10 protein-coding genes are annotated in these 11,633 nt (G+C 61.8%); 2 read left to right on the top strand and 8 right to left on the bottom strand.

Going from position 1 to position 11,633, the window contains the following annotated elements:
• Window positions 1-12 precede the first annotated feature (12 nt).
• The 3 genes from CQ14_RS40880 to CQ14_RS40870 all read right to left on the bottom strand — a co-directional run bounded on the left by CQ14_RS40880 (window position 13) and on the right by CQ14_RS40870 (window position 3,626).
• The gene (locus CQ14_RS40880; RefSeq protein ID WP_057863390.1) at window positions 13-678 is read right to left on the bottom strand and encodes a sulfite oxidase-like oxidoreductase; all 666 of its coding nucleotides are present in this window, start codon (window positions 676-678) and stop codon (window positions 13-15) included.
• 9 nt (window positions 679-687) lie between these two features.
• Window positions 688-2,010 carry an MFS transporter gene (locus CQ14_RS40875; RefSeq protein ID WP_057863389.1) on the bottom strand — a complete coding sequence of 441 codons (1,323 nt, stop codon included), beginning with the start codon at window positions 2,008-2,010 and terminating at the stop codon, window positions 688-690.
• A gap of 149 nt (window positions 2,011-2,159) precedes the next feature.
• Window positions 2,160-3,626 (bottom strand): amidase, encoded by a 1,467-nt coding sequence (locus CQ14_RS40870; RefSeq protein WP_057863388.1) that lies wholly within the window; start codon window positions 3,624-3,626, stop codon window positions 2,160-2,162.
• A 51-nt stretch (window positions 3,627-3,677) separates the two neighbouring features.
• Here CQ14_RS40870 and CQ14_RS40865 point away from each other — a divergent pair, with 51 nt between their 5' ends.
• Window positions 3,678-4,529 carry an alpha/beta hydrolase gene (locus CQ14_RS40865; RefSeq protein ID WP_057863387.1) on the top strand — a complete coding sequence of 284 codons (852 nt, stop codon included), beginning with the start codon at window positions 3,678-3,680 and terminating at the stop codon, window positions 4,527-4,529.
• A gap of 106 nt (window positions 4,530-4,635) precedes the next feature.
• Here the strand turns inward: CQ14_RS40865 and CQ14_RS40860 are convergent, their stop codons facing one another.
• Window positions 4,636-5,412 carry an SDR family oxidoreductase gene (locus CQ14_RS40860; RefSeq protein ID WP_057863386.1) on the bottom strand — a complete coding sequence of 259 codons (777 nt, stop codon included), beginning with the start codon at window positions 5,410-5,412 and terminating at the stop codon, window positions 4,636-4,638.
• Between the two features lie 178 nt (window positions 5,413-5,590).
• On the opposite strand from CQ14_RS40860, the gene CQ14_RS40855 reads away from it, so the two are divergent.
• The gene (locus tag CQ14_RS40855) at window positions 5,591-6,670 is read left to right on the top strand and encodes a tartrate dehydrogenase (protein ID WP_057863385.1); all 1,080 of its coding nucleotides are present in this window, start codon (window positions 5,591-5,593) and stop codon (window positions 6,668-6,670) included.
• Window positions 6,671-6,871: 201 nt separating this feature from the next.
• On the opposite strand, the gene CQ14_RS40850 is transcribed toward CQ14_RS40855, so the two are convergent.
• The 4 genes from CQ14_RS40850 to CQ14_RS40835 form a co-directional block, all read right to left on the bottom strand.
• Window positions 6,872-8,257: a GntP family permease gene (locus CQ14_RS40850; RefSeq protein WP_057863384.1), complete on the bottom strand. Its 1,386-nt coding sequence runs from the start codon at window positions 8,255-8,257 to the stop codon at window positions 6,872-6,874.
• Window positions 8,258-8,303: 46 nt separating this feature from the next.
• Window positions 8,304-8,783: a CBS domain-containing protein gene (locus CQ14_RS40845; RefSeq protein WP_082650256.1), complete on the bottom strand. Its 480-nt coding sequence runs from the start codon at window positions 8,781-8,783 to the stop codon at window positions 8,304-8,306.
• A 45-nt stretch (window positions 8,784-8,828) separates the two neighbouring features.
• Window positions 8,829-10,547, bottom strand: a complete 1,719-nt coding sequence (locus CQ14_RS40840) for a PHA/PHB synthase family protein (RefSeq protein WP_063800501.1) — start codon at window positions 10,545-10,547, stop codon at window positions 8,829-8,831.
• A 360-nt stretch (window positions 10,548-10,907) separates the two neighbouring features.
• Window positions 10,908-11,555: a suppressor of fused domain protein gene (locus CQ14_RS40835; protein ID WP_057863382.1), complete on the bottom strand. Its 648-nt coding sequence runs from the start codon at window positions 11,553-11,555 to the stop codon at window positions 10,908-10,910.
• Window positions 11,556-11,633 lie beyond the last annotated feature (78 nt).

The raw sequence follows: 11,633 nt of genomic DNA, 5'->3' as shown, positions 1-11,633 counted from the left end.
GGTGTTGTTGCGTCAGTCGCTGGAATAGCGCTGTTCCAGCCAGGGGTCGCCGCGGTTGTGATAGCCGCGGACTTCCCAATAGCCGGGCGCGTCGTGTTCGAGAAACTCGATGCTTTGCAGCCACTTTGCGCTCTTCCAGAAATAAAGATGCGGCACGACGAGGCGCACCGGGCCGCCATGCTCCTGCTCCAGCGGGGCGCCGGACCAGCCATGGGCCAGCAGCGCGTCCTCGGCGGCGAAATCTTCCAGCGGCAGGTTGGTGGTGTAGCCGTCATGCGAATGCAGCACGACGAAGCGGGCTTCCTGGCGCGGCCGGCAGGCCTCAAGGAGATCGCGGGTCGCCAATCCCTCCCATTGATTGTCGTAGCGCGACCAGGTCGTGACGCAGTGAATGTCTGATACGAATTTGCTCTGCGGCTGCGCGGTGAACTGGGCAAAATCCCAGAAGATCGGATGTTCGACCGCACCGTAGACGTCGAGCCGCCAGCGCTCGCGCGAGATGTTCGGCGTCAGCCCGAGATCGAGCGTCGGCCAATCCCGGGTCAGGTGCTGGCCCGGCGGCAGACGCATTTCCTCAGGCCGCGAGATCTTTCCCGTGAGGAATTTTCCTTCGCGCGCCCAGCGTGCCTTGCTGCGCGTCAGCTTGCTCTCCGGCGGCGGCTCGTTCTCGTTGTCCATCTGAATCAGTCACTCGTGGCGATGCATGGCGGACGCATGCTTGGTGTCGCGCATGGTCGCATAGATGAGGAGTGAGAGGAAGATCATGCCGCTGAGATAATAGTAGAACCAGTCCTCATGCCCCATCGTCTTGAAATAGAGCGCGACCGCGGGTGCGGTGCCGCCGAACAGCGATACCGTGATGGCATAGGGCAGGCCGACGCCGAGTGCGCGGACATTGGTCGGGAATAGTTCGGCCTTCACCACCGCGTTGATCGAGGTATAGCCGGCGACGAAAATCCAGGCGGCGCAGATCAGCAGGAAGGCCGTGAACGGCGATTTGGTTTCCTTCAGTGTGGTCAGAATGGGGACTGTTGCCAGCGTGCCGGCGGCCCCGAAGAAGATCAGCAGCGGCTTGCGGCCGATGCGATCGGAGAGGGCGCCATAGATCGGCTGCAGCAGGGTCGCAAAGATCAGCGAGCCGAAGATCACGGTCGTGGTCTGGTCCTCGGTGAGGCCGACCGAGAGTTTTACAAAAGTCTGCATGTAGGTGGTGAAGGTGTAGAACGCGGCCGTGCCGCCGGCGGTAAGGCCGACCACCAGCAACAATTCGCGCGGATATTTCAGAAGCCCGCGGATCGAGCCGGTCGGCTTTGTCAGCTTCTTCGCTTCCTCAAACGCATCGGTCTCGTGCAGATTGCGGCGCATGACGGCGGCAAAGATTGCAAGCAGTGCGCCGATGACGAAGGGTATCCGCCAGCCCCAGTCCTTCAGCTGATCCGGCGTGAGGAACACCTTCTGCAGCAGCAACAGCACCATGATGGCGGTGAGTTGCCCGCCGATCAGGGTCACATACTGAAAGCTTGAATAGAATCCGCGATGCCTGGGATCGGCGACCTCGGTCAGGTAGGTCGCGCTGGCGCCGTATTCGCCGCCGAGGCTCAAGCCCTCGATGATGCGCGCCAGCGCCAGAATGGCGGGGGCGGCGAAGCCGATGGTGGCGTAGGTCGGTGTCACCGCGATGATCAGCGAGCCAAAGCACATGCAGACGACGGAAAGCGTCAGCGACAGCCGCCGGCCATAACGGTCGGCGATGAAGCCGAACAGCCAGCCGCCGAGCGGCCGCATCAGGAAGGTCGCCGCGAACAGCACCGCGGCGTTGAGCTGCTGGACGACGGGATCGCTGTTCGGAAAAAAGGCCGGCGCGAAATACAGCGCGAACGCGGTATAGGCGTAGAAATCATACCATTCGACGAGATTGCCGATCGAGCCGATGAAGATCGCCTTGATCCGCCGCTCCACATCCTGGATGTCGAAATGGTCGTCGGCGGATTTGATGGCTTGATCGGTCATGATCCGTCTCCAAAGGGCGATGCACGATCCCTTTGTCCCGGATCAATTCGCCGCACAACGGCGGGAAACGACGACGGGCTATGCCAGGTTCCCCGATCACAAAACGGAGAGCGTTGGGCCGGATGGAGACGGTGTCCTGACGATCGCGCTTACTTGGGCGCCCTTGGATCGATCGGTGTCGTGCCGCGCACGCCCAGAATATCCTCCAGCACCTTGCTGCCCGCGAGCAATTGCGCTTCGCCGCGTGGCGGGGCCACCACCTGCAATCCAATCGGCAGGCCGGAGGCAGTGAAACCGCAGGGCAGCGACAGCGCGGGACAACACACCAATGTGATCGCATAGACGATGCCGAGCCATTCGACGTAATTGTCGAACTTCTTGCCGGCGCATTCGGCGACGTAGCGGTTCTCGACCGGGAAGGGCGGCACGATGGTCGCGGGCGCCAACAACAGATCGTATTTGTCGAAAAATTCCAGCGTGCGCGCGGTCATCGCGACGCGCTGCGCTTCGGCGCGTTCGATCTGCTCGACCGTCAGCTTGAGACCTTCCTCGATGTTCCAGATCACTTCCGGCTTGAGCAGGTCGCGCTTGGAGCGCAGCAGCGCCGCCTTGGAGAGCGCGAAATCGAACGCGCGCAGCACGTGGAAGCATTCATGGGCCTCGCGCAGGTCCGGATGGGCCTCTTCGACGATGACTCCGGCTTCCGAGAAACGCTGCGCCGCCTTGCGGGTGACGGCGGCGACTTCAGGGTCGACCGGCGTAATGCCGAGATCGGGCGAATAGGCGACGCGCTTCGGCTTGCCGCCGGAGCGCGCGGCCGAAAGAAACGACGTCGGCAGCACCGGCAGCGACAGCGGATCGCCGCGATGCTCGCCGCTCATGGCGTCGAGCAGCAGTGCGAGGTCTTCGACATTGCGCGCCATCGGACCCTGGACGCCGAGATTGCGGTCGACCGCGGCTGCCAGGCTGTGCGCGACGCGGCCGATGCTCGGGCGCAGACCGACGATGCCGCAGAAGCTCGCGGGGTTGCGCAAGCTGCCGCCCATATCAGAGCCATGCGCCAACCATGCGGTGCCGGTCGCAAGCGCGACCGCTGCGCCGCCCGAAGAGCCGGCGGCGGAGCGCGACGTGTCCCAGGGATTGCGGGTCGGGCCGAACACTTCGTTGAACGTGTTGGCGCCGGCGCCGAATTCCGGCGTGTTCGACTTGGCGTAGATCACCCCGCCATTGTTTTCGAGATGCTCGACCAGAATGTCCGACTTGGTGGGGATCGCATCCTTGTAGATCGGCGAGCCCTGCGTGGTCAGGACACCCGCGACATTGGTCAGGTCCTTGATCGGGATCGGCAGGCCGGCGAGCAGGCCGCGCTCGGCTGCCGGTTTTTCCATCAGCGCAGTGGCGTGCTTGCGGGCGCGATCGAAGCACAGTGTCGGCAGCGCGTTGACCTTGCCGTCGACCTCGGCGATGCGTTTCTCCAGCACGTCGAGCAGGTCGAGGGGCGTGACCTCGCCCGCCTTCAGCTTGCCGACAATGGCAATTGCCGTCTCACGCACCAGCCCCTGATCTGCCACTTCGCTATCTCCGTTTCTTGGATCGCCGATGGTGCTGTAGAACATTTTCCGGCAAAGTGGAAACGCACTCACGTTGTGGCCGACCGGAGATATTGCATGACGACACTGTTTTCCGCGCTGGACTGGCGCTCCCTGAGCCGGGAGGCGCTCGACCTCGGCCTCAATAACGGCGTTGCCGTATCCGGCAGCGTCGAGATGGTGGCCGGCTGGGAGCAGCGCTCCGCCGACATGCGCAAGCGTTTTCCTGGCCATATCGACCTGCGATACGGCCCGCGCGAGCGCAACCGGATCGATTTCCTGAAAGCCGCCGACAATGCGCCAACGCTCCTGTTCATTCATGGCGGCTATTGGCAGGCGCGGGCGAAAGAAGTCTTCACCGTCGTGGCGGAAGGGCCGATGGCGCACGGCATCAATGTCGCGCTGATCGGCTACACGCTGGCGCCGGAGGCTGCGCTCGACGAGATCGTCGCCGAAATCCACGCCGGTATCGATTACCTCACCGGGCAATTGCCGGCGCTTGGCGCCGCTGCTGGAAGCATCGTGGTATCGGGCTGGTCCGCCGGCGGGCACCTGACCTCGATGGCGTTGTCGCACCCGAAGGTGAGGGCGGGCATGGCCATCAGTGGCATCTACGATCTCGAACCGATCCGCCACTCCTATCTCAACGAGAAACTGCGCGCCGACGAGGCGACTTCGCGCCGCAACTCGCCGATGATGCAAGAGGGCGGCCCGCCAAAACCGCTGTCGCTGGTGGTCGGCAGCGCCGAGCTGCCGCTGTTGCGCAAGCAGACCGCCGATTTCGCCGGCCACCGCGCGCGATACGGCTTGCCGGTGACATATGAGGAAATCCCTGGCGCGGACCACTTTACGATCATGTACGAGATGATGTCGCCGAAGGGCAGGATCACGACGCTGATCCGGCAGTTGTTCGAGCGCACGACGGGTTAGCGGACTCCGTCATTGCGAGGAGCGAAGCGACGAAGCAATCCATGTCGCACTTGCGGCGCTGTGGAGTGCTTCGCTTCGCTCGCAATGACGGTGGAGGCTGCTGCGCCTAACTCCAGCCCGACGTATGCCCACCGTCGACGGTAAAGATCACCCCCGACGTATAGCCCGACCGATCTGATGCCAGGAACGCCATGAGATCGCCGATCTCGCGCGCATGGGCGGGACGGCCGAGCGGCATGCCCTTCTGGAATTCCCTGTAGCGGTTTTCGTCGCCGAACTGGTTCCTGGCCCGCGTCTTCAGCAGCGTCACGTGACGATCGGTGCCGACCGGGCCGGGATTGATGCCGACCACGCGGATGTTGTCGGCGAGGCTTTTGCCACCGAGCGCGCGGGTGAACGCCATCAGCGCAGCATTGCCGGCGCTGCCGCAAATGTAATTGGCGTCGAATTTTTCACCGGCGGCGCCGATGTCGTTGACGATGACGCCACCGCCTCGCGCCTTCATCTGCGCGTAGATCGCCCGGGTGAGGTTGATGTAGCCGAACACCTTCAGCTCCCAGGCGTGCCGCCAGGTTGCCTCGTCGATCTTGTCGACCGAGCCGCCGGGAATGTCGCCGGCATTGTTGACGAGGATGTCGATATCGGCGGCTTCCTTGACGAGCCGGGCGATGTCCTCGCTCTTGCGCAGGTCGACGACATGGGTGGTTGCGCCGATCTGGTGCGCCGAGCGCAGCCGCTCGGCCAGCGCCTTGAGTTGCTCGCCGTTGCGGGCGGCCAGCATGACGTCGGCTCCTTCCTCGGCAAAGGCTTCGGCCGCGGCCGCGCCAATGCCCTTGGAGGCGCCGGTGATCAGGACGCGTTTGCCGCGGAGATGCAGATCCATGGGAATTCTCGCTTCGGTGAGGGAGGCAGGAAGAGGGGGCCGGTAAATTGTTAGGCTTGGGGCGCCATGGCGGTCAACATTGCAGTGCAGCGTTGCGCAGGCGGCAGGTTTGGTCCATTGCAAGGCAATCAAATAAGCGGCATTAGCCGGCTCAGCAAAGCCAACAAGGAAACTCTCGATGAGCAGCGCCAAGAAACAATATCGGATCGCCGTCATTCCCGGCGACGGCATCGGCAAGGAAGTGATGCCGGAGGGGCTGCGCGTGCTGGAGGCGGCAGGGAAAAAGCACGGGGTCTCCGTCCAATTCGATCATTTCGATTTCGCCTCCTGGGACTATTACGAGAAGCACGGCGAGATGATGCCGGAGGACTGGAAGGCGGAAATCGGCAAGCACGACGCGATCTATTTCGGCGCCGTCGGCTGGCCGGCGAAAATTCCCGATCACGTCTCCCTGTGGGGCTCGCTGATCAAGTTCCGCCGCGAGTTCGATCAGTATGTCAATTTGCGCCCTGTGCGGCTGATGCCCGGCGTGCCGTCGCCGCTCGCCAACCGCAAGCCCGGCGATATCGATTTCTGGGTGGTGCGCGAGAATACCGAGGGCGAGTATTCTTCCGTCGGCGGCCGCATGTTCCCTGATACCGACCGTGAATTCGTCACGCAGCAGACGGTGATGACGCGGACCGGCGTCGACCGCATCCTGAAATTCGCGTTTGAGCTGGCGCAATCGCGGCCGAAGAAGCACCTGACCTCGGCGACCAAGTCCAACGGCATCTCGATCACGATGCCCTATTGGGACGAGCGCGTGGAGGCGATGGCGAAGAAGTATCCGGGCGTGAAGTGGGACAAGTACCACATCGACATCCTCACCGCGAACTTCGTGCTGCATCCGGACTGGTTCGACGTCGTGGTCGGCTCGAATTTGTTCGGCGATATCCTCTCCGATCTCGGACCGGCCTGCACCGGCACCATCGGCATCGCGCCGTCGGGCAACATCAATCCGGAAGGCAATTTCCCATCCGTGTTCGAGCCTGTGCACGGCTCGGCGCCCGACATCGCGGGGCAGGGTATTGCTAACCCGATCGGCATGATCTGGTCGGGCGCGATGATGATGGAGCATCTCGGCGAGAAGGACGCCGCAGAATCCATCGTCGGCGCCATCGAGCGCACCCTCGGCGAACGCACGCTGCGCACGCGCGACCTCGGCGGCAACGCGGACACCGCGGCCTGCGGCAAGGCCGTGGCTGATATGGTGGATTGACTGAAACCCTCATGGTGAGGAGCGCGTCTCCGGACGATACTTCGCATCGCTCGGAGAACCATGAGGCCTCGATCTCACCCGCGGCCATCCTTCGAGACGACCGCTGCGCGGTCTCCTCAGGATGAGGGGAGTATGTGGCAGGCGGCTCGCTGCACGGCGAGCAGCTTCCTTCGTTATGCAGGGCGATGCACTGAAATCTTATCAATACAACCCGGTAAGATAGAAGAACGCGATAGCCACGAACACCGCGGCGGTTTTCGTCATTGTGATCACGAACACGTCTCCGTAGGCCTGCCTGTGGGTGAGACCCGTCACGGCAAGCAGGGTGATGACGGCGCCATTATGAGGCAACGTGTCCATGCCACCACTCGCCATCGCCGCGATCCGATGGAAAACTTCGAGGGGGATATTGGCGGCCTGCGCAGCGGCAATGAATTCATCGGACATGGCGGCGAGCGCAATGCTCATGCCTCCGGATGCGGAGCCGGTGATGCCGGCGAGCACCGTCACCGTAACGGCCTCGTTCACGAGCGGATTGGGAATTGCCCGGAGCGCGGCGGCCACCATCTCAAAGCCCGGCAACAACGCAATCACGCCGCCGAACCCGTATTCGGAGGCGGTATTGAGCGAGGCAAGCAGGGCGCCGGCGACGGCGGCCTTGCTGCCATCCGCGAACTTCGCCAGCACGGGACGCCAGGCAAAGATGAACACTGTCAGGATGCCGAGCAGTAGCGCGCCCTCGACGGCCCATATAGCCGCCAGCGGACCGACTTTCGTCACGATCGGGTGGCCGCCGAGATTGACCTCATGAACTGCGCCATAGGCGCGAGGTACGAGCTGCGTGAATACGAAGTTCATGACGCCCACCACGACCAGCGGCGTAAGGGCGATCCACGGGTTCGGCAATTCCTTTTCCTCGAACGGCTCGGGCTCGTTCACAAGCTCGGTGCCGTACCCTTCTCCGCGTTTTTGCGCGGCACGGCGGCGGTTTTCGATGTAGGCAAGACCGACGCCGAAAACGAAAACACTGCCGACCAGCCCTAGTATTGGCGCGGCCCACGTCGTCGTGTTGAAAAACGTGGTCGGAATGATGTTCTGGATCTGCGGCGTTCCCGGCAGCGCGTCCATCGTGAAGCTGAAAGCGCCGAGCGCGATCGTGCAGGGAATGAGACGCTTCGGAATATCGCCCTGGCGGAACATCTCGGCTGCGAACGGATAGACTGCGAACACCACGACGAACAGCGACACGCCGCCATAGGTCAGGATCGCGCAGACCACGACGATGGAAAGGACGGCGCGCTCCCGGCCAAGCACGCCGATTACCGCGGCTACGATCGACTTCGAGAAACCCGAGAGTTCGATGACTTTGCCAAACACGGCGCCGAGCATGAACACAGGAAAGTAGTTCTTGATGAAGCCGACCATCTTCTCCATGAAAACGCTGGAGAACATCGGCGGGACCAGTGAGGGATCGGTCAGCAACACGGCGCCCAAAGCGGCGACCGGAGCAAACAGGATCACGCTGTAGCCGCGATAGGCGACAAACATCAGAAAGACAAGAGCGGCCAGCACGATCAGGAGATTCATGGCGACACTCCACTTCAAAACCGCAGGTCAGCGGGCGCGGCTATCCTCAAGCTGTTGACGTCAGCATCGTCATTCGTTCGCGCTCAAGCTCGCTGATGACCTTGGTGTGATGTTCTACCGCCTCACGCAGCAGGTCACGAACCGAGATGACGCCAACCGGCTTCTCGTTGTCGACAACCGGCAGGTGACGAATGCCGTTCGTGTGCATCAATCTCAAACAATCAGCAAACGTGCTCTCAAGATTGGCCGTGACGACATCTCGAACCATGACGTCCACCACCAGCGTCACTTCAGGGTATTTGCGGGCCAGTACAACGCGCCGCATGCAATCGCGTTCGGAAAGAACGCCGACGATCTTTCCATTCTCCAGAACCACCAGAAAGCCGATATTCTTTTCGGCCATTATCTTCGCTGCTGACAGGATGGTGTCTGCCGGGCCCACACTCCAAAGAGCTCTGGGCTTGAGCATTTGTTTCATTGACCGATAGGCCAGAATTTCTTCCGGACGTCTGAGCGGATGGTCCATCTGCGTTGCCTTTGCTTTAGGGACATTGACGGCAGGACGGGTTCGTCAATTCGACTTTTGCTTCACGTATCTTCCAGGCGCCGGCTCAATGATCTTGAAGTTGGCGTTTCCCGGCTGGGCCGGCGCGCGCATCTTGCCGCTCGAATGACGCTTCAGCCAATTATCCCAGTCGGGCCACCAGCTTCCCGGCTTCTCCTGGGCTTCCTCCAGCCAGGTCTTTGCATCGCGATTGATATTGTCATTAAGCCAGAAGTTGCGCTTCTTGCGGGCGGGTGGGTTGATTACACCTGCAACGTGACCACTGGCCGCCAGCACGAAACGAGGATCTTTTCCCATTAGATCCTTCGATCGGTACGCGCTCTGCCAGGGGACAATATGGTCCTCGCGAGAAGCCAGCAGATACAGTGGCACGCTTACCTGCGAGAGATCGATCGGCAAGCCACACTGCGTCGTCTTGCCCGGCTCCTTGATCTTGTTTTCGAGATAGGTGTTGCGCGTGTACCAGCAGTACATCGGGCCAGGCAGGCTGACACTGTCGGAATCCCAGTACAACAGGTCGAACGCCTCGGGCGTCGCACCTTTCAGGTAGCTCTCGACGACATAGCGCCAGATCAGGTCATTGGCGCGGAGAGTCCCGAAGGTAAAGGCGAGTTCCTTGCCCGGCAGGATGCCGCCTCTTCCGATCATTGCCTCCCGCAAGGCGACTGCATTCTCGTCGATCAGGAGTCCAATCTCGCCGGTATCGACAAAGTCGACCATCGTGGTCAGCAGCGTCATGGTAGCCAGCTTGTGCTCTCCGCGAGCGGCCAGTACTCCGGCTGCGCAACTCAGAATCGTGCCTCCGACGCAAAAACCCAGCACATGAATCTTGTCGACAGCGGCGATGTCGCGCACGACGTCGATGGCCTTGAGCGGCCCAAGGTTCAGATAGTCGTCCCAGGTCAGATACTGCGTTTCGGGGATCGCGCTGCGCCATGAGATCAGGAAGACGCGATGGCCTTGAGCGACGGCATATTCAACGAACGAATTGCCTGCGCCGAGATCCAGCAGGTAGTATTTGTTGATGCAGGGCGGCACGATGAGAAGCGGTGTCTTCTCGACCTCGACCGTCTGCGGCGTATATTCGATGAGCTGGATCAGCTCGTTTTCGAAAACCACCGATCCGGGCGTTGCCGCAAGGTTCCGCCCGACTTCAAAGGCGGATTCGTCAACCCGGGTGATGCGCCCTTTTTTGAGATCCTCGATCAGGTTCTGCATTCCGGTCGCCAGGCTCGCCGCGCGCGTCCGGATTGCGGTTCGAATGACGTCCGGGTTTGTCGCGGGGAAGTTGGACGGGCTCATCGCATCGATGAACTGCCGTGCATAGAAGCGAAGCTGCAGCCTGGATTTGTCATCGACCTGGGCCTGATCGACCAGGTCGGACAATTGCTTCGAGGTGAGCAGATAGGATTGCTTGAGGAGATCGTAATAAGGGGAGTGCTGCCAGGCGTCGTCCTTGAAACGCTTGTCGCCTCGCGAGGGTTGAACCGACGTCCCGGCCGCTGCAAACGCATTGACGATACTGGCATTCCAGAGCCGCCAGGCCTCTGTCACGTAATCCGGATACATCGCAAACGGTGACATTCCCTGACTCGCCGGACGGCTGGCGCCCACGCCCATGGCCGCGGCGATCGCATCATCAAACTGCTTCATCGATTGCTGGCCGGCCCTCATCAATTCTTCAATCGGAGCCAGGGGATTGCTCGGCGATGACGGGCTGCTCATCTGAACCTCCTGCAGACGCAATCGCATCGTCCTGTTCCCCGGACCGATAGAATGAGCGATGCGACCAGCAAATTTCCGGGTAGCAGGGCAGGGGCCAGCCAACCTTGGCGTTGTCGCGCGCGTCGGTTGCTTCCCCTGATACCTACGCTCTAGCAGGTCAGGTTATTCAGGCTTGACTTAGATCAATAGAGTTGGGGGACCCCACAGTGCCGGCGGTAGACACGTTGTGCTCCGCGTAGCCGGCCGCGAAGCCAATCAAACGCGTGATGGCGATGGAGGCGTCAGCGTTCAGCGATCCTCCTTGCCCATCAGGGGGAAGGAAACGGGACCTACCTCGGCGAACCCTGTCGCGCCCTGCGGCTAAACATACGACTTACGTGCCGGATCGAAGATCGGCGGATATCCATTCTCGTCAAGAAGATCCAGGAACGCGTCGAGGCCCTCGTTCTTGATCAGCTCATACTCGCGGTCGGAGATCAGGTTGACGGTCAGAATTTCCGCTGCATCCCCGCCGCTCGAAAGCTGCTCTGCGATGCGCTGGTCCGGGGTGATGATCGGCGTGAGGAACAGGAAGGTCTTGAAGTCGGTGCCGCGGACGGGCGGCGCCGGCATGGGCACACGGTGCCCGAACCCGAACCAGGTGTTGTCGATGAACGGGACTGAACCGAGCCAGCGCAGGTTGCTGCAAATCTCCGTCGTTGCCTCGCGGACGTACCACATCAGCTCGGCGCGCGCCTTTGTCTCCTTCGCCTCAGGCGGCACGGCCATGCGCTGCTCGCTCATGCCGTTGGTCAGGAGCACGTAGCCTTCGTCCGAACCCTCCTCGCAATCCGGCACGAAATCCCGGCCGAAGGCGTGAACGTCGATGCGGCGGTCGCCCGTATCGCGGGAGGTGAATTCGGGCTCGTCGAGTTCGCTTTCGTAGATGGCGAGCCGCCGTTTGTAGGAATCGGCAGCGTCAGCGGGCTGACCTCGATCGAACAGTGAATTCATGAAACGTGAGCGCATGTGAACCTCGGATGCGCGCACCGGCAGGGCGCACGCTTCCTGTGGTCGCAAAGGCTCGGGATCCGGTTCAAACCCGCA

The sequence above is a fragment of the Bradyrhizobium lablabi genome (genome assembly GCF_001440475.1).
Taxonomy (GTDB): Bacteria; Pseudomonadota; Alphaproteobacteria; order Rhizobiales; family Xanthobacteraceae; genus Bradyrhizobium; species Bradyrhizobium lablabi.
The sequence above is the reverse complement of the archived record's forward strand: the minus strand, read 5'-3'. Positions and strand labels throughout refer to the sequence as shown.